We start from the raw sequence: 17,678 nt of genomic DNA on the forward strand, positions 1-17,678 counted from the left end.
GGCTGCAGACAGGTTATTCACGGTGTTGTTCAGGTTAGTGATGGTGGATTCGAAACGGTTCTGGGAGGCACCCAGTGAACTACGCTGTGTATCGACAGCTTTAATCGCATCGTCGATGGTTTTTAAACCAGTGCTGGTAGTACCGTCGTTTTGCAGGACATCATAGCCATTGCTCGCTACTTTACGATCGCCAGCAGCAATGTTTCCGTCCAGACTTGCAATGCCATTAGTAGTCGTAGCGGTATATTTATCCCATGCTGTTTTATCGTTCATAGTGATGCCGATTTGCTCACCATCTTTTGAACCAACCTGGAAGTTGAATGTTTTGGATGCTGTATTATTTAATACTTTGATACCGTTAAAGTCGGTCTGGGTAGCAACGCGATTGATCTCTTTCATTCGCTCGTTCACTTCAGACTGAATAGAGTCAATGTCGGAAGCTGAGTTTGAGCTGTTCTGCGCCTGCACGGTCAGATCACGTACACGCTGTAAGTTGTTGTTGATTTCGCTCAGCGCGCCTTCAGCAGTCTGCGCCAGGGAGATACCATCGTTGGCGTTACGTGCTGCCACGTTCAGACCGTTGATGTTGGAAGTAAAGCGGTTGGCAATCGCCTGGCCCGCAGCGTCATCTTTAGCGCTGTTGATGCGTAAACCAGACGAGAGACGCTCGATCGCAGTTCCCAGAGAAGACTGAGATTTATTCAGATTGCTCTGCGTCATCAGCGACAGGGTGTTAGTGTTAATAACTGCCATGATTATTATCCTTCAATATTTGTCATTAAGTTACGGCCTGCGGCCTGCGGCTTCATCGCCCTCCAGACAGTTATCGACAGTACGATTTCAAACTTTAATGGAAATGATAGCGTTTCGAGTTCTGTACTACCTTAATAAAAAAAGCGCCAATAAATGGCGCTTTTAGACGTAATAATATTGAGCTTAACGCAGCAGAGACAGCATAGTCTGTGGAACCTGGTTAGCCTGGGCCAGCACAGAAGAGCCAGCCTGCTGCAGGATCTGCGCGCGGGACATGTTGGACACTTCGGTCGCATAGTCAGAATCCTGAATACGGCTGCGGGCTGCAGACAGGTTATTCACGGTGTTGTTCAGGTTAGTTACAGTGGACTCAAAACGGTTTTGAGAAGCACCCAAAGAACTACGTTGTGTATCAACGGCTTTAATAGCTTTATCGATATCTGCAAGCGGGTTTCCGGCCCCTAAGGCTGCACCAGTAACTTTACCGCTTCTCACGTCAAAACCAACCGCAGCAACGGAACGGTTGCCAGCAACGCCATTAACATCAGTCAACGTGGCGGCTGCAACGGTGTTAGCATATACCCCTCCTGCAGTAACTGCAGTAGTCGTACCTGCTGCACCAGCTGCACTGCTTGAGGATGCAAGGTTCCATCCAGCTGCACTATTGATAGCAATTCCAATCGTCTCACCATCTTTTGAGCCAACCTGGAAATTATAATTTGACGCGGTAGCAGTTGTGTTATTAAGGACTTTAATGCCGTTGAAATCGGTCTGCGTTGTTACACGGTCGATTTCAGCCATACGCTGGTTAACTTCAGACTGGATAGAGTCAAGATCGGAAGCAGAGTTAGAGCTGTTCTGCGCCTGGACGGTCAGGTCACGGACACGCTGCAGGTTGTTGTTGATTTCGCTCAGCGCGCCTTCAGCAGTCTGCGCCAGGGAGATACCGTCGTTGGCGTTACGTGCTGCCACGTTCAGACCGTTGATGTTGGAGGTGAAGCGGTTAGCGATCGCCTGGCCCGCAGCATCATCTTTGGCGCTGTTGATGCGCAAACCGGAGGACAGACGCTCAATCGCAGTGCCCAAAGTGGACTGAGATTTGCTCAGGTTGCTCTGAGTCATCAGAGACAGGGTGTTAGTATTAATAACAGCCATGATATGTTCCTTTAAAAGTTGTCAGATTCAGGCATCTGCCTACGGTTTTCTCACCGCTATCCTGGTTATCGTTCACCCCCTTCCTAACCTTTAGAAAAAAGATCATTTTTTTAAAAGGACAAACTGCCAGTTTTTTCTCTGCTTTATTTACCCATTGATAGCTGCAAAAAAAGCTAATCTTTTCGTAATTTCTGCCGATAGAGCATCCAGCGATTGTCTCAATAAAGGATGAAAACATGGCAAGTATTAGTTCACTCGGTGCAGGTACCAGTCTGGATCTCAATACGTTGTATGACAATTTACAGACAGCCGAGCAGACCAAACTCACGCCGATTACCCAGCAGCAGACCTCTTATAAAGCAAAACTGACGGCCTGGGGCGTGGTACAAACTGCATTAACCAAGTTTCAAACGGCGTCGGATGCGCTGAAAAATACGTCTGCTATCGCGCAGTCAAAAGTGACCAGCACGAATACGGCATTCAGTGCCACGCTGGCAAGCAGTGCCTCGGCCGGTTCTTACTCGGTAGAAGTGACGCAGCTGGCCGCAGCGCAAACCCTGCTGAGCCCGAAAGTGGCGAGCAAAGATACCGATCTTGGCGACAGCAGCATGAGTTCGCGCACGATCACTATTACGCAGCCGGGTCAGAAAGATCCATTAAAGGTGACGCTGGCCAGCGACAAGACAAGCCTTGCGGATGTACGTGACGCGATTAACGCTAAACAAGGCAGCGTAACCGCCAGCATCATTAAAGCGGATGACAACAGTTACTATCTATCACTGACCTCACGTGACAGCGGTGTCGCCAACGAAATGACGATCACCACCGATGACAGCGAACTGGAAAAATATATCAGCCACGATCCGCTTGATTCATCAACGGGAATGAAAGTTCAGGTTGCCGCGGCTGATGCCATCGTTAACATCAATGGCATCAAAATTACCCGTAGCAGCAACGCCATTACCGATGCCCCGGAAGGTGTCACGCTCAACCTGACCAAGACCAACGTTGGCAGCCCGGAAACATTGTCGATTGCGAAAGACAATCAGCCGATGACCGATGCGATCCAGGCCTTTGTCGATGCGTATAACTCGTTGCAGACGACCATCAGCAACCAGACGAAATATACTGCGGTGAAACAGGGCGATGGATCTCAGGACTCTAGCAACGGCGACCTGTTGGGCGATGGCACCCTGCGTAATATCCAGACCCGCCTGCGCTCTATGGTCTCGTCAGCGCAAGGTACCGGCGAACTGGCGACGCTGTCGCAACTGGGCATCACCCAGGATATTAACGGCAAATTGACCGTAGACAGCACCAAATTAGGTAAGGCCCTGACGGATAAGTCTACCGACGTGCTCGCGTTTCTCTCAGGCGACGGTAAAACAACCGGCATGGCGACGCAAACCAGTAACCTGTTGAAAGACATGTTAGGCAACGAAGGTTCGGTCAAAAGCGCCACTGATGGCATCAACAAAACGCTGAAAAATCTGTCCGACCAGTATGACCGTGTTAATGCGCAAATCGAGGCCACGATGGCGCGCTACAAAACGCAATTTACCAGTTTGAGTCAGCTGGTCTCCTCTATGGATCAAACCGGGAGCTATCTGACCCAACAGTTCAATGCCATGAACAGTTAATGAATGATGAGTTGAGGTTTTACGATGTATACAAAATCGGGAATTCAGGCCTATGCGCAGGTAAGTGTTGAAAGTGCCGTCCTGAGTGCCAGCCCGCATCAACTGGTGGTTTTACTTTTTGATGGCGCGTTAAGCGCCATGAAAAAAGCCGTCATATTGATTGAGCAAGGGGACATTCCTGGTAAAGGGCAGGCGCTGGGAAAAGCCATCAATATTATCAGTAACGGTCTGCAGTCAGGGCTAAATCACGAGGTGGGTGGTGAGTTGGCTACCAACCTCGACAGCCTCTATGACTATATGACCAGACGTCTTTTACAGGCCAATATTCATAATGACATTGATGCCATTAATGAAGTGATGGAATTGCTCAACAACATCGCCGATGCCTGGAAAGAGATAGGCCCCAATTCTCAACATATGCGGGACAATGACTAATGGAAGCCAATCTGGGATTGCTCCAACACTATCAGCATCTGTTAACTACCAGCGCCTCGATGCTGGCGCTGTCAAAATCGGGGCGTTGGGATGAGCTGATTACTTTCGAAGTGAAGTATTTAACCGCCGTTGAAAAACTGACACATTTTCAGGATGCGAACGAGATTGCGCCGCACATACAGGCGCAAATACGCCCAATGCTTCGGCAGATCATCGATAATGAAATTGAGCTTAAAGCCTTGCTGCAACAGCGTATGGACGAGCTGAGAACTTTAGTTGGGCACTCCTCCCGACAACATAATCTGAATGCAACTTATGGACGTCTCTCTGGCAATATTCTTTTCCCCACGGACATCTAAACGGGGGGTGATTACAAGCGGGTGAAAATATTTCACTTTTTCACCCGCTAACTTCTCCCGTCTCGCTCATACTCTCTGTGTTCTTAAACTGGAGCACGGAAGATGAAAAACCCCACCCTTTTGCAGTTCTTCCACTGGTATTACCCTGAAGGCAGTCAGCTTTGGCCGGAAGTGGCCGAGCGCGCCGATGGCTTAAATGATATCGGTATCAACATGGTCTGGCTGCCCCCGGCCTATAAAGGCGCGACCGGTGGCTACTCTGTCGGCTATGACTGCTACGATCTTTTCGATCTCGGCGAGTTCGATCAAAAAGGATCTATTCCCACCAAATATGGTGACAAAAACCAGCTGCTTGCCGCTATCGACGCGCTGAAACGCAACAATATCGCGGTGCTGATGGACGTGGTCGTGAACCACAAGATGGGCGCCGATGAGAAAGAGGCCATCCGCGTTCAGCGGGTGAACGCCGACGATCGCAACCAGATCGATGACGAGATTATCGAGTGTGAAGCCTGGACCCGCTACACCTTCCCGGTTCGCGCCGGAAAGTATTCAAAATTCATCTGGGATTACAAATGTTTCAGCGGCATAGATCATATCGAAAACCCTGATGAAAACGGCATCTTCAAGATCGTCAATGATTACACCGGCGAAGGCTGGAACGATCAGGTCGATAACGAGATGGGAAATTTTGACTACCTCATGGGCGAAAACATCGATTTTCGCAACCGTGCGGTAACCGAGGAGATCAAATACTGGGCGCGCTGGCTGATGGAGCAAACCCAGTGTGACGGCTTCCGTCTGGATGCGGTAAAACATATTCCGGCCTGGTTCTATAAAGAGTGGATCGAACATGTCCAGGAGGTAGCGCCGAAACCGCTGTTTATCGTGGCGGAATACTGGTCGCCAGATGTTGATAAACTGCGACAATATATCGATCAGGTGGAGGGGAAAACCATGCTGTTTGACGCCCCGCTGCACATGAAGTTTCACGAAGCTTCTCTGCAGGGGCGTGATTACGACATGAGCCAGATCTTTACCGGCACGCTGGTAGAGGCAGCCCCCTTCCACGCGGTGACCCTGGTCGCTAACCATGACACCCAGCCGCTACAGGCGCTGGAGGCACCGGTTGAAGCCTGGTTTAAGCCGTTGGCCTATGCCCTGATTTTACTGCGCGAAAATGGCGTTCCCAGCGTCTTCTACCCCGATTTGTACGGCGCCAGCTATGACGATACCGGTGGTGACGGCGAGATGTACCACATCGATATGCCGGTGATTGAGCAGCTCGATCAGCTGATCCTCGCCCGCCAGCGCTTTGCTCACGGCATTCAGACTCTGTGGTTCGATCACCCTAATTGCATCGCCTTCAGCCGCAGCGGCACCGACGATAATCCCGGCTGCGTGGTGGTGCTCTCTAACGGTGACGAAGGCGAAAAAACCATTACGCTTGGGGAAAACTACGGCCATAAAACCTGGAAAGATTTTCTCGGTAACCGCGAGGAAGTGGTAATGACCGACGAAACCGGTACCGGTGTCTTCACCTGCAACGGCGGCAGCGTCAGCGTGTGGGTTATAGAAGCGGAATAGTAAGGCGTTGATAGCCGGGCGGCGTTGCCCCTGCCCGGCCTGCAAATCCCTTAAGGCAGCTTGCTCTCAAGCGGATTTTTACTCAGGTAATTTGCACACTCGACGGTAGGTTTGTCGACGCGCTGCAGGCTCATGCCATCGTACTCAATGGCGGAGCCTTCCCGCTCCAGCGGGTAGATATCCAGCTTGCGGGTGACGTTGTAATAATCGTCAGAACGCAGCATGATTTTCCCCGGCACGGCCACCACGCGCTGCCACTGCCGGCAATCGAGGGTATCCCCCTCCTGCGTCACGACCAGCGTCGCGATCGCTTCCGGGCTGACCATGCTGCTCTGCGGCCCTTTCGACTGCCAGTAACCCGCCAGTTCAGCCGGGACAGGATGTTTGATCACGTCCTGATATCTGTCGACCTGTACACAGCCGGTTAAGGCCAGCAGCCCCGCTATAATTGCTATTTTTTTCATCATTGTTCCGTCTAGGAAGAAAATAAAGAGTGTGGCATCAAAGCGGTCTGGTCGCCAGCAACATTGATGCTAGAGCGGAGCAAGAATCATGTGTTGAAGCATTTTAGTGAAAAGAAAAAATATATCTAAAGATTAAGAGATCATATCTTGACCATACCTCATATCCCGTGCCCGCCTAAATTTTCCTTAGTTAGAGTGTTGTTTGGTGAGATCATAAACTCTTTTGTGTTTTTTCCTCTCACCCTCGAGTACAGAAAGTAACCAGTCACGTAAGAAAGTATAGAATATGTTACAACACCCATCATTTTAACCGCTTCGTAACATGAAAGTTAACAACTAATGAAAATGACTACTCCTTGAGAAGGTCCCATTAGCAACAATCAATTCCTGTAGTCGCTCAAATCTGAAAATGATGTTAAACTTCTGACCTTTCAGAATTTACTGATTTTTTATTATGCTGAAGTTATTTGCGAAGTATACATCTATCGGTGTGATCAATACACTAGTGCATTGGCTTGTTTTTGCCAGCTGTATTTATTTTTTACAGACTACGCAGGCTATCGCTAACCTGTTTGGATTCCTTGTAGCAGTATCGTTTAGTTTTTTTGCTAATGCGAGGTTCACATTCAATGCTTCTCCATCGAAACTACGTTATATAACGTACGTCGGATTTATGGGCATTTTAAGTGCGGTTGTTGGCTGGACTGCAGATAAGGCAGGCATGCAGCCGATTATCACTCTTATTGTTTTCTCTACTATTAGCCTATTATGCGGATTCATATATTCAAAGTTAATTGTTTTTAGGGATGAAAAATGAAAATTTCTCTTGTAATTCCAGTATTTAATGAAGAGGACACGATACCAATTTTTTATAAAACGGTAAGGGAATATGATGAGTTAAAGAAATTTGAAATAGAATTAGTCTTTGTCAACGACGGAAGTAAAGACGCAACAGAATCTATTATCAATGCTCTGGCGGTGTCTGACCCACTTGTTATCCCCCTGTCATTCACACGCAACTTCGGGAAAGAACCCGCTTTGTTTGCCGGTCTGGAACATGCTACAGGGCAAGCTATTATACCAATTGACGTTGATCTACAGGACCCCATAGAGGTTATCCCGCACCTTATTAATAAATGGCAGAATGGCGCTGATATGGTTCTTGCAAAACGTTCAGATAGGTCAACTGATGGACGACTAAAGCGCAAAACTGCAGAATGGTTCTATAAACTTCATAACAAAATCAGCAATCCACAGATTGAAGAAAATGTTGGCGATTTTCGTCTCATGTCTCGTGAAATTGTTGAAAATATTAAACTTATGCCTGAATGCAACTTATTTATGAAAGGTATCCTTTCATGGGTTGGTGGTCGTACTGATGTCGTTGAGTATGTTCGAGCGGGAAGAGTAGCTGGCGATTCCAAGTTCAATGGTTGGAAATTATGGAATCTCGCATTGGAAGGAATAACAAGCTTCTCAACTTTTCCCTTAAGAATGTGGACATACATCGGCTTGCTTGTCGCAGGTTTAGCATTCATCTATGGTGCGTATATGATTATCGGCACCTTAATCCTCGGTAACCCTGTACGAGGATATCCATCCATATTAGTCTCAATATTATTCTTGGGTGGCGTTCAACTAATTGGAGTAGGCGTTCTTGGCGAATATATAGGAAGAATATACTTTGAAACGAAAAAACGTCCAAAATACATACTAAAGGGTAAGAAATGAGCAGATCAAACTATGGTATTTTTGCCTGTTGCTTCATTTTTGCAATAGCTCTATTACATATCAACCAATACTCACTGATATCTGATGATTTATGGTTTTCTGAAAGATCGTTTTCAGAGCCAGATCACATAAAATGGGTTATTAGTAGATATTTTTCTTGGTCCTCACGCACGCCAATTGAATACGCTCTTATTAGCCTGATAAACAAGTTTAATATCTGGGCAATAATAAACTCATTCATGTTTTCGCTGTTGGTTATTGGTATATACTCAATAAATGGTAGCCTTAATGATAAAGGTTGGAAAATAGCTCCAGCAATTGCCACATCTTTGCTTATTTTTAGCATTCCAAGAGACATATTTTTTAATGGGACTATATGGATTACTGGATCATTTAATTATTTATGGCCCTCTGCTCTTGCTTTTTATGGATACTCACTACTTATTGGAAAAATAATGCATCAGGAAAAGGGAAAATGGCGTGCCGGATTATGCTATATTTCTATTTTTCTCTCATCTTTCAATGAGCAATTAGCTATTGTTAACTTGTTAGTTATGCTATCATTAATCATATATAGTAAGTTCCATGGTAAAAAAATATCGTCAACAATGATAGCCCTCGGTATTATATTATTAGTGATAGTTTATATAGCAACATGCCCCGGAAATAAAGCAAGGTATTATAGTGAGATTGCAACATGGTATAAAGAGTATGGTAGCTTCAATGTACTGCAGAAAGCCATGCTTGGAATTAATTTATATGCTGATATGTTGATTGCTGAAAAGTCAATTGTTCCTTCTGTGATGGCGTTTTCCATGGCAATAATTTGCGATAAAAAGACCAGAGCGCTTCCCATTTCCGCAGGCTTAATCCTGCTATTTTTATGTGTAATACCTTCTACGCCGGTAGCATTGTCAAAAATCAAACTTTCTGGAGATACTATATTTTCTGCATTGTCGATTTGTCGCGTATTATTTGCATTAACCGTCACCATTTTAATATTGGTACCTGTAATCATATCTCAAACAACAAGTTTGTTATCGTTTCTGATACTGGCCATGATAGGTGGAGCAATAGCATCAGCTTCAATGTTAGGATATTCCCCTACGGTATATGCGTCAGGTAATAGGATACTCTATATTCCATACCTATTGTTCATTACTGCCTCTATTGCGGCTATTACAATACTCATCAATGATGAGAGAGGAAAGCTACTTGCATTCAGGAATGTTCAGTAATTAATTCTGTATATGGTGGGGCATTCCCACCATATAATCAAATTTAAAATAATGAATCTAATTATAGATAAAGGCGTTGACATATAAATCATAACTATTGCACTGTTAGGTATAATAATAAATAGCTAAGGTTAAACATTATTAATTTGAAATGACTCAATCAATCTATCAAAGATCTGCCTTGAGGGATTTAATGTAAATACAATAATCATTTTACGAAGTCCCCACTGACAGTACTTGCTGGCGTCAGGATTCTTATCAACAAACAATATCTCATGTAGTTATATTCAATCAATAGTATTGTTCTGGCTGAGGTACTATTGCAATTTTGTCTTCAGGCGTGGCATCCCTTCTTGACTCTTTGATAGTGGAAGAATCCGGCTCGTAATTCATTATCCTGTTATAAAAAGTGTAGACGGTGATATCGAGACAAGTACAACGCTGGAAATAAAGTAACCACAATTCACAATTTATTTGAATGATTCAATTTAAAGCTATTCGGGATAATGTGCACCGCTCTTGGGCAACTATTTATAAGCCATCATATATGACTCTGAGTTGTCTGTTTAACCCTTGGCGATTCAGTGCTCCCTGGTAATTACCAGTCCAGGATTCGTAATCATGTGTCATGGAAAGGAAACAACAGGCTGGCATTTTTCGTTACCTTGGAAGACCTACCGTTTATAAGACAGAGTTTGCTGTCGGGTAAACACATTCTTAAGAAAGGGCATCAACCGCCAGTAAAAGAAAGGATGAATCCGACTGTTAGCAATAATATAGAGATTATGGCCATTTTATTCCATTTCGCCGCTGACAGTGTTTATATAAAGGTGACCCGTATTCTGGTATTTAGCTACTAAAATAGTTCCGAATCCAAACAGCCATTTTTATTCGTGAGGGGGTCATAAGGATGATTGATGCCTGTCGGCATCAGCAGCCTGAAAATACGAAGCCTCATGCTGTTTATAGCGGCGTACGGCATGGAAAGTTAGTGGCTAGATATCGATTTCGAATCTGGAGTTATAAACATACGCCGCAACCACACACTTACACATACTGATCATTAACTGCATGGGCCACCCCCAATGTTATAGCCAGGCAAATGGGTCACTCAGATGCGCGGGTTTATTGTGTCCAGGGTTCCTGGATGGCCGAAAACAACCAGGAACAGGTGAGCATTTAAAACCAGAATTAGTTAGCTTGACCCCATCAGCATCCCGCGCAAAAGGCTCTGATGTTAAAGACGGTATATCGCTTAGATTAAAACACCTAAACCTGCATCGACATAACGTCCTGATACGCCTGCATCAACTTATTACGCACCTGAATGCCCATCTGCATCGATACCGATGCTTTTTGCATATCGGCCATCACATCGTTCAGACCAATGCCCGGTACGCCGAGGGTGAATTTTTCGCCCTGCACGCGCGCCGCGGTTTGCGTGTCGCTGATCCGGTCCAGCGCCGCATGCAGCTGGCCCGCGAAGCTGACCGTCGACTGCACATCAGCCACGTTCTGATTACGCGCGGTCATCGCCGTTGCCTGGAGCTGGCTGATGACGCTTTCAATGCCCTGTATTGCCATGACTTTCCCCTGATGGTTTTCTACGCGCTCAAGAGTAGCAGTCTGTCAATGAGATAAAGGCGCTAAATAGCGTTAAAAAACCAGGTTATTTGACGCATAGAAATTCCCGTTTCAACAAATAATGGCACAGCCATGATTATGGAATTTTTTGTGTGTTTGCCGACCCGGGAGTCTGTTTTGTTTCTCCACACTAATAATGAAATCCACGATGAGTCGCGAGGTGCGCTATGAGTGCGTCAGCAACAACAAGCCCTCAAACTAAATCTCTCGAATGGATGAGCCGCTTGCGCGCGAACCCTAAAGTGCCGTTGATCGTGGCAGGCGCTGCCGCCATCGCGATTGTTGTCGCTATGGTCTTATGGGCCAAACAACCAGACTACCGCACGCTCTTCAGCAACCTTTCCGATCAGGATGGCGGCGCTATCGTCACCCAGCTCACCCAGATGAACGTCCCTTACCGCTTCGCGGATAACGGCGGCGCGCTGGAAGTCCCCGCCGATAAAGTTCATGAACTCCGCTTACGTCTTGCCCAGCAAGGCCTGCCGAAAGGCGGGGCAGTAGGCTTTGAACTGCTGGATCAGGAAAAATTTGGCATCAGCCAGTTCAGCGAGCAGGTGAACTATCAGCGCGCGCTGGAAGGCGAACTGGCCCGTACCATCGAAACGCTGGGTCCGCTGAAAAGCGCCCGCGTGCACCTGGCCATGCCGAAACCGACCCTGTTTGTCCGGGAACAAAAAGCCCCTTCGGCATCCGTCACCGTTAATCTGCAGCCTGGCCGCGCGCTGGACGAAGGGCAAATCAGTGCGGTGGTGCATCTGGTCTCCAGCGCCGTGGCGGGTTTACCGCCGGGTAATGTGACCCTGGTGGATCAGACGGGTCGTCTGTTAACCAAATCCAACACCGGCGATCGCGACCTCAATGACGCACAGCTGAAATATGCCACTGATGTGGAAAATCGCATTCAGAGCCGCATCGAAGCCATTCTCGGGCCGATTGTTGGGACAACCAACGTTCATGCCCAGGTTACCGCGCAGATCGATTTCTCCGATAAAGAGCAGACCGAAGAGCAGTATCGTCCGAACGGCGATGCCGCCCAGGCGGTGATGCGTTCGCGTCAGGTAAATGAAAATCTGCAGGTGGGCGGCCCATTCCCGGGGGGCGTACCGGGTGCGCTCTCTAACCAACCAGCCCCGGCCAACACTGCGCCGATTAATGCGCCAGCGCAGAACCCGCAGAACGGTCAGCAGGCGAATCAGCAGCAAACGGCGGCTGCGGCCAATTCCGGCCCGCGCACCAGCAGCCGCAACGAAACCACTAACTACGAAGTCGATCGCACCATTCGCCACACCAAAATGAACACGGGTGATGTGCAGCGTCTCTCCGTGGCGGTGGTCGTCAACTACAAAACTCTGCCGGACGGTAAGCCGCTACCGCTGACCGCCGAGCAGATGAAACAGATTGAAAACCTGACCCGTGAAGCGATGGGTTACTCAGAGACGCGTGGCGATACCTTAAACGTCGTGAACTCGCCGTTCAGTGCGGTTGACGATAACAGCGGCGAGCTGCCGTTCTGGAAAACTCAGTCCTTTATCGCCCAGATGATGGATGCCGGTCGCTGGCTGCTGGTGGTGATTGTCGCCTGGCTGCTGTGGCGTAAAGCGGTACGTCCGCAGCTGGTACGCCGCGCCGAAGAGGCGAAGGCGCTGAAAGAGCAGACCATGCTGCGTCAGGAAACAGAAGAAGCGGTGGAAGTCCGTCTCAGCAAAGACGAACAGCTGCAGCAGCGCCGTGCTAACCAGCGCATGGGCGCTGAGGTGATGAGCCAGCGTATTCGCGAAATGTCAGATAACGATCCGCGCGTCGTGGCGCTGGTCATTCGCCAGTGGATGAGTAACGAAAATGAGTAACCTTACCGGAACGGATAAAAGCGTCATCCTGCTGATGACCATTGGCGAGGACCGGGCGGCGGAGGTGTTCAAACACCTCTCCCAGCGCGAAGTGCAGATTCTCAGTGCGGCAATGGCCAACGTGCGTCAGATCTCCAACAAACAGCTGACCGACGTATTGTCGGAGTTTGAGCAGGAAGCGGAACAGTTTGCGGCGCTCAACGTCAATGCCAACGAATACCTGCGTTCGGTGTTGGTCAAAGCCCTCGGCGAAGAGCGTGCCGCCAGCCTGCTGGAGGATATTCTCGAGACCCGCGATACCGCCAGCGGCATCGAAACGCTCAACTTTATGGAGCCGCAGACCGCAGCCGATCTTATTCGCGACGAACATCCGCAGATCATCGCCACTATCCTGGTTCACCTTAAGCGTGGTCAGGCGGCCGATATTCTGGCGCTGTTCGACGAGCGCCTGCGTCACGATGTGATGCTGCGTATCGCCACCTTCGGCGGCGTCCAGCCGGCGGCGCTGGCGGAACTGACCGAGGTACTGAATGGCCTGCTTGATGGCCAGAACCTCAAGCGCAGCAAAATGGGCGGCGTGAGAACGGCGGCCGAAATTATCAACCTGATGAAAACGCAGCAGGAAGAGGCGGTTATTACCGCAGTGCGCGAATTCGACGGCGAACTGGCGCAGAAAATTATCGACGAAATGTTCCTGTTCGAAAACCTGGTCGACGTGGACGACCGCAGTATCCAGCGCCTGCTGCAGGAAGTGGACTCCGAATCGCTGCTTATCGCCCTCAAAGGCGCCGAACAGCCGCTGCGCGAGAAGTTCCTGCGCAACATGTCCCAGCGTGCGGCGGATATCCTGCGCGACGACCTTGCCAACCGTGGCCCGGTCCGTCTGTCTCAGGTGGAAAACGAACAGAAAGCGATCCTGCTTATTGTGCGTCGTCTGGCAGAAACCGGCGAGATGGTGGTAGGCAGCGGCGAGGATACCTATGTCTGATGAACTGCCGTGGAAAGTCTGGACCCCGGACGATCTCTCCCCTCCCCGCGCGGAATTTGTGCCTGCGGCCGTCGCTTCTGCCGATCTGGGCGAGGAAGAGGACGCGCCAGAGCTGAGCGAAGAGGAGCAGCGCGCGCAGCAGCTGGCGCAGATCCAGATGCAGGCGCACGATCAAGGCTACGCGGCCGGTCTGAACGAAGGCAGGCAGAAAGGCCAGGAGCAGGGCTATCAGGAAGGTCTGACTCAGGGGCTGGCCCAGGGGTTAGAACAGGCGCGTTCGCAGCAGGCGCCGATCCATGCCCGGATGCAGCAGCTGGTGAGCGAGTTCCAGAATACCCTGGACGCGCTGGACAGCGTGATCGCCTCGCGCCTGATGCAGATGGCGCTTGAGGCGGCACGCCAGGTGATTGGCCATACGCCGCCAGTGGATAACTCTTCGCTTATCAAACAGATCCAGGGGTTGCTGCAGCAGGAGCCCTTGTTCAGCGGCAAACCACAGCTGCGCGTCCACCCAGACGATCTGCAGCGCGTGGAAGAGATGCTCGGCGCGACCCTGAGCCTGCACGGCTGGCGTCTGCGCGGCGATCCGACCCTGCATCACGGCGGCTGCAAAGTCTCTGCCGATGAAGGGGATCTGGATGCCAGCGTGGCAACCCGCTGGCAGGAACTGTGCCGCCTGGCGGCACCGGGAGTCATCTGATGACCGCTCGCCTCACCCGTTGGCTCACCACCCTCGACAACTTTGAAGCGAAGATGGCGCAACTGCCCCCCGTTCGTCGCTATGGCCGCTTAACCCGCGCCACCGGTCTGGTACTGGAGGCGACGGGCCTGCAACTGCCGCTGGGGGCCACCTGCATTATCGAACGGCAGGACGGTAACGAGATCCACGAAGTCGAGAGCGAAGTGGTCGGCTTTAACGGCCAGCGTCTGTTCCTGATGCCGCTGGAAGAGGTCGAAGGCGTGCTGCCCGGCGCGCGGGTCTATGCCAAAAATTTCTCCAGCGACGGACTGCACAGCGGCAAGCAACTGCCGCTCGGCCCGGCGCTGCTCGGACGGGTGCTGGACGGCGCCGGTAAGCCGCTGGATGGCCTGCCCGCGCCCGACACCACCGAAACCGGGGCGCTGGTCACACCGCCCTTCAACCCGTTACAACGCACCCCAATCGAACACGTACTGGATACCGGCGTGCGCCCGATCAACGCCCTGCTGACCGTCGGTCGCGGCCAGCGTATGGGCCTTTTTGCCGGCTCCGGCGTCGGAAAATCGGTGCTGCTCGGCATGATGGCCCGCTACACCCAGGCCGACGTTATCGTGGTGGGGCTGATTGGCGAGCGTGGCCGTGAAGTTAAAGATTTTATCGAGAACATCCTCGGTGCGGAGGGGCGTGCCCGCTCGGTCGTGATTGCCGCCCCGGCGGATGTCTCTCCCCTGCTGCGCATGCAGGGGGCTGCCTATGCCACCCGTATCGCCGAAGATTTTCGCGACCGCGGCCAGCACGTGCTGCTGATCATGGACTCCCTGACCCGTTATGCGATGGCCCAGCGTGAGATCGCTCTGGCGATTGGCGAGCCACCGGCTACCAAAGGCTACCCGCCTTCGGTGTTTGCCAAACTCCCGGCGTTGGTGGAGCGCGCCGGGAACGGCATCAATGGCGGGGGCTCCATTACCGCCTTTTACACGGTGCTGACCGAAGGCGATGACCAGCAGGACCCGATTGCCGACTCGGCACGCGCGATCCTCGACGGCCATATCGTCCTGTCGCGCCGCCTGGCCGAAGCGGGCCACTATCCGGCTATCGATATCGAAGCCTCTATCAGCCGTGCGATGACGGCGTTGATTACCGAGAAGCATTACGCCCGGGTGCGTAACTTCAAACAGCTGCTCTCCAGCTTCCAGCGCAACCGCGATCTGATCAGCGTCGGGGCGTATGCCAAAGGCAGCGACCCGATGCTCGACAAGGCGATTGCCCTGTGGCCGCATCTGGAGGCGTATCTGCAGCAGGGTATTTTTGAGAAGGCCGACTGGGAAAGCTCAATCCAGGCTCTGGAGATGATCTTCCCGCAGGTGTAACAAGGTAGAGGGCGAATGTCATGGCACAACACGGCGCATTAACCACGCTGAAAGATCTGGCCGAGCAAGATGTTGATCATGCCGCGCAGCACCTTGGGGTGATGCGCCGCGGACAGCAACAGGCGGAAGAGCAGCTGAAGATGTTGATTGACTACCAGCATGAGTATCGCACCAACCTCAATACCGATATGACGCAGGGCATCGGCAGCCAGCGCTGGATCAACTATCAACAGTTCATCCAGACGCTGGAGAAAGCGATCGAACAGCATCGCCAGCAGGTGGTTCAGTGGAGCAATAAAGTCGACCTTGCGTTAACAGCCTGGCGAGAGAAGAAACAGCGCTTACAGGCCTGGCAGACACTGCAGGATCGCCAGCTTGCCGCCGCAACCCTGGCGGAAAGCCGTCTCGATCAGAAAAAAATGGATGAATTTGCCCAGCGGGCATCAATGAGGACCCCGGAATGATCACCCTTCAACAACTGCTTTCGAGCGACAGCGATCTTACGGCTGGCGCGCGGGGCGGAAAAGCGGCCGACGGCGCGCAGGATTTTCTTGCCCTGCTGGCGGGCGCGTTAAGCGATGCCAAAGGTCAGGGCAAAGATGTCGGCCTGACGCTGAACGATCTCCACTCATCGGGCGGCAAGTTCGCCCAGGCGGCGCTGCAAACCGGTGCCGCCGATAGCGACGTTGACGCCGATGCCGGCAAGCTTGCCGAGCTGCTGGCGCGTCAGGATCTGACGCTATCCGATGAAGATGCCAGCCAGCCGGGGCTGGCACACGGCCTGTTGCCGGTCGCCAAAAGCGAGGTGCTGAAATCGCTGGCCCAGGCCGCTAAAGAGGCTGACAGCAAAACGGAGCTTAGCGAGGAAGAGCTGGCGGGATTAAGCGCCCTCATGGCGATGCTTCCCCACCAGCAGACCGCAACCGCGGCCGCGCCTCAGCCAGTGAGCGCCGGAAGCCTGGATGTGAAGGCGACGCTGAATGGCGATCGTGGTCATCAGCCAGCGCTGGATACCGATGCGCTGCGCACCGCAAAAAACGTGGCTCAGGATAAAGATGCGGCCTTAGCTTCTGACACCCAACTGACGCCAGCCGTCGCCGCGGCAACGACCAGACAGGCGGCTGAGAGCACACCATCCCCGACCGGGCCGACCGTCACGATGGGGCCGATTGTCAGCAATCTTAACTCTGCTCAGCCGACGATGGCCGCCGCACCGGTGGTCAGCGCCCAGCTGGGCAGCAATGAGTGGCAGCAGACCATCAGCCAGCACATCACGCTGTTCACCCGTCAGGGCCAGCAGAGCGCCGAGCTGCGTCTGCACCCGGAAGATCTGGGCCAGGTGCAAATTACGCTTAAGCTGGATGATAACCAGGCGCAGCTGCAGATGGTGTCAGGCCACAGCCACGTTCGCGCGGCGCTGGAAGCGGCACTGCCGGTGCTGCGTACTCAGCTGGCGGAAAACGGTATTCAGCTTACGCAAAGCAGCATCAGCAGTGAAAACTTTAACGGTCAACAGCAGGCCTCCTCTCAGCATCAGCAGCAGGCATCCCGCTCCGGCAATAACGGCGGATTTGATGAAGAGAGCGATGAGCTGCTGGCGGCACCGGCCTCGCTGCAGTCTGCAGCCCGTGGAAACAGTGCCGTCGATATCTTCGCCTAAACCTAAACGCCAGAGGTAGCGTGATTATCCCCGTCTTTTCGACCCTTTGACGGCGACAGGACACGGGATAATCACCACATTAGCAGTCCCGAAACAGGAAGCACGCA

General features: G+C 51.4%; 17 protein-coding genes. 13 read left to right on the top strand and 4 right to left on the bottom strand.

The genetic code is table 11. The annotated features are described in order from the left end of the window. Together B3X29_RS16685 and B3X29_RS16690 are read right to left on the bottom strand one after the other, a co-directional pair. A partial coding sequence (locus B3X29_RS16685) for a flagellin (protein WP_290559289.1) occupies window positions 1-753 on the bottom strand: 753 nt, incomplete at its 3' end. 183 nt (window positions 754-936) lie between these two features. Continuing rightward, window positions 937-1,908, bottom strand: coding sequence for a flagellin (locus tag B3X29_RS16690; protein WP_156239224.1), 972 nt, complete (start codon window positions 1,906-1,908; stop codon window positions 937-939). Between the two features lie 236 nt (window positions 1,909-2,144). Here B3X29_RS16690 and fliD point away from each other — a divergent pair, with 236 nt between their 5' ends. The 4 genes from fliD (at window position 2,145) to amyA (ending at window position 5,929) form a co-directional block, all read left to right on the top strand. After that, on the top strand, window positions 2,145-3,548 hold the full coding sequence (gene fliD, locus B3X29_RS16695) for a flagellar filament capping protein FliD (RefSeq protein WP_159339542.1): 1,404 nt from the start codon (window positions 2,145-2,147) through the stop codon (window positions 3,546-3,548). A gap of 24 nt (window positions 3,549-3,572) precedes the next feature. Further along, window positions 3,573-3,983 carry a flagellar export chaperone FliS gene (fliS, locus tag B3X29_RS16700; RefSeq protein WP_103180133.1) on the top strand — a complete coding sequence of 137 codons (411 nt, stop codon included), beginning with the start codon at window positions 3,573-3,575 and terminating at the stop codon, window positions 3,981-3,983. Next, window positions 3,983-4,342, top strand: a complete 360-nt coding sequence (gene fliT / locus B3X29_RS16705) for a flagella biosynthesis regulatory protein FliT (RefSeq protein ID WP_156239230.1) — start codon at window positions 3,983-3,985, stop codon at window positions 4,340-4,342. Before fliS ends, fliT begins: the two co-directional genes overlap by 1 nt. Before the next feature lie 102 nt (window positions 4,343-4,444). After that, the gene (amyA, locus tag B3X29_RS16710; RefSeq protein WP_156654833.1) at window positions 4,445-5,929 is read left to right on the top strand and encodes an alpha-amylase; all 1,485 of its coding nucleotides are present in this window, start codon (window positions 4,445-4,447) and stop codon (window positions 5,927-5,929) included. A 50-nt stretch (window positions 5,930-5,979) separates the two neighbouring features. Here amyA and yedD read toward each other — a convergent pair whose 3' ends face one another. After that, window positions 5,980-6,393: a lipoprotein YedD gene (yedD, locus tag B3X29_RS16715; protein ID WP_103180136.1), complete on the bottom strand. Its 414-nt coding sequence runs from the start codon at window positions 6,391-6,393 to the stop codon at window positions 5,980-5,982. A 454-nt stretch (window positions 6,394-6,847) separates the two neighbouring features. Here yedD and B3X29_RS16720 point away from each other — a divergent pair, with 454 nt between their 5' ends. From B3X29_RS16720 to B3X29_RS16730, 3 genes are read left to right on the top strand one after another with little or no spacing between them, the layout of a single operon-like run. Further along, entirely contained in the window at window positions 6,848-7,210 is a 363-nt protein-coding gene (locus tag B3X29_RS16720; RefSeq protein WP_103180137.1) for a GtrA family protein, read from the top strand. Next, the gene (locus tag B3X29_RS16725; RefSeq protein WP_103180138.1) at window positions 7,207-8,124 is read left to right on the top strand and encodes a glycosyltransferase family 2 protein; all 918 of its coding nucleotides are present in this window, start codon (window positions 7,207-7,209) and stop codon (window positions 8,122-8,124) included. The genes B3X29_RS16720 and B3X29_RS16725 overlap by 4 nt, the downstream gene beginning before the upstream one ends. Further along, entirely contained in the window at window positions 8,121-9,362 is a 1,242-nt protein-coding gene (locus B3X29_RS16730) for a DUF6056 family protein (protein WP_103180139.1), read from the top strand. The genes B3X29_RS16725 and B3X29_RS16730 overlap by 4 nt, the downstream gene beginning before the upstream one ends. Window positions 9,363-10,631: 1,269 nt before the next feature. On the opposite strand, the gene fliE is transcribed toward B3X29_RS16730, so the two are convergent. Further along, window positions 10,632-10,946: a flagellar hook-basal body complex protein FliE gene (gene fliE, locus B3X29_RS16735; RefSeq protein WP_103180141.1), complete on the bottom strand. Its 315-nt coding sequence runs from the start codon at window positions 10,944-10,946 to the stop codon at window positions 10,632-10,634. A 227-nt stretch (window positions 10,947-11,173) separates the two neighbouring features. On the opposite strand from fliE, the gene fliF reads away from it, so the two are divergent. The 6 genes from fliF to fliK are packed head-to-tail and all read left to right on the top strand — an operon-like array spanning window position 11,174 to window position 17,571. Next, window positions 11,174-12,853 carry a flagellar basal-body MS-ring/collar protein FliF gene (gene fliF / locus B3X29_RS16740; protein ID WP_103180142.1) on the top strand — a complete coding sequence of 560 codons (1,680 nt, stop codon included), beginning with the start codon at window positions 11,174-11,176 and terminating at the stop codon, window positions 12,851-12,853. Further along, on the top strand, window positions 12,846-13,841 hold the full coding sequence (gene fliG / locus B3X29_RS16745) for a flagellar motor switch protein FliG (RefSeq protein WP_103180143.1): 996 nt from the start codon (window positions 12,846-12,848) through the stop codon (window positions 13,839-13,841). Before fliF ends, fliG begins: the two co-directional genes overlap by 8 nt. Then, the gene (gene fliH / locus B3X29_RS16750) at window positions 13,834-14,541 is read left to right on the top strand and encodes a flagellar assembly protein FliH (protein ID WP_103180144.1); all 708 of its coding nucleotides are present in this window, start codon (window positions 13,834-13,836) and stop codon (window positions 14,539-14,541) included. Before fliG ends, fliH begins: the two co-directional genes overlap by 8 nt. Beyond that, window positions 14,541-15,911, top strand: a complete 1,371-nt coding sequence (gene fliI / locus B3X29_RS16755) for a flagellar protein export ATPase FliI (RefSeq protein ID WP_103180145.1) — start codon at window positions 14,541-14,543, stop codon at window positions 15,909-15,911. The genes fliH and fliI overlap by 1 nt, the downstream gene beginning before the upstream one ends. A gap of 20 nt (window positions 15,912-15,931) precedes the next feature. After that, window positions 15,932-16,375 (top strand): flagellar export protein FliJ, encoded by a 444-nt coding sequence (gene fliJ / locus B3X29_RS16760; protein WP_103180146.1) that lies wholly within the window; start codon window positions 15,932-15,934, stop codon window positions 16,373-16,375. After that, window positions 16,372-17,571: a flagellar hook length control protein FliK gene (gene fliK, locus B3X29_RS16765; RefSeq protein WP_290559302.1), complete on the top strand. Its 1,200-nt coding sequence runs from the start codon at window positions 16,372-16,374 to the stop codon at window positions 17,569-17,571. The genes fliJ and fliK overlap by 4 nt, the downstream gene beginning before the upstream one ends. Window positions 17,572-17,678 lie beyond the last annotated feature (107 nt).

The sequence above is a fragment of the Leclercia sp. UBA5076 genome (assembly GCF_002416465.1).
In the GTDB taxonomy this organism is placed as follows: Bacteria; Pseudomonadota; Gammaproteobacteria; order Enterobacterales; family Enterobacteriaceae; genus Enterobacter.

Coding starts and splice junctions, on each gene's coding strand:
- fliD (WP_159339542.1), top strand. CDS start 2,145: ATGGCAAGTATTAGTTCACTCGGTGCAGGTACCAGTCTGGATCTCAAT.
- fliS (WP_103180133.1), top strand. CDS start 3,573: ATGTATACAAAATCGGGAATTCAGGCCTATGCGCAGGTAAGTGTTGAA.
- B3X29_RS16730 (WP_103180139.1), top strand. CDS start 8,121: ATGAGCAGATCAAACTATGGTATTTTTGCCTGTTGCTTCATTTTTGCA.
- fliI (WP_103180145.1), top strand. CDS start 14,541: ATGACCGCTCGCCTCACCCGTTGGCTCACCACCCTCGACAACTTTGAA.
- fliJ (WP_103180146.1), top strand. CDS start 15,932: ATGGCACAACACGGCGCATTAACCACGCTGAAAGATCTGGCCGAGCAA.
- fliT (WP_156239230.1), top strand. CDS start 3,983: ATGGAAGCCAATCTGGGATTGCTCCAACACTATCAGCATCTGTTAACT.
- fliH (WP_103180144.1), top strand. CDS start 13,834: ATGTCTGATGAACTGCCGTGGAAAGTCTGGACCCCGGACGATCTCTCC.
- B3X29_RS16690 (WP_156239224.1), bottom strand. CDS start 1,908: ATGGCTGTTATTAATACTAACACCCTGTCTCTGATGACTCAGAGCAAC.
- fliK (WP_290559302.1), top strand. CDS start 16,372: ATGATCACCCTTCAACAACTGCTTTCGAGCGACAGCGATCTTACGGCT.
- B3X29_RS16720 (WP_103180137.1), top strand. CDS start 6,848: ATGCTGAAGTTATTTGCGAAGTATACATCTATCGGTGTGATCAATACA.
- B3X29_RS16725 (WP_103180138.1), top strand. CDS start 7,207: ATGAAAATTTCTCTTGTAATTCCAGTATTTAATGAAGAGGACACGATA.
- fliF (WP_103180142.1), top strand. CDS start 11,174: ATGAGTGCGTCAGCAACAACAAGCCCTCAAACTAAATCTCTCGAATGG.
- fliE (WP_103180141.1), bottom strand. CDS start 10,946: ATGGCAATACAGGGCATTGAAAGCGTCATCAGCCAGCTCCAGGCAACG.
- yedD (WP_103180136.1), bottom strand. CDS start 6,393: ATGAAAAAAATAGCAATTATAGCGGGGCTGCTGGCCTTAACCGGCTGT.
- amyA (WP_156654833.1), top strand. CDS start 4,445: ATGAAAAACCCCACCCTTTTGCAGTTCTTCCACTGGTATTACCCTGAA.
- fliG (WP_103180143.1), top strand. CDS start 12,846: ATGAGTAACCTTACCGGAACGGATAAAAGCGTCATCCTGCTGATGACC.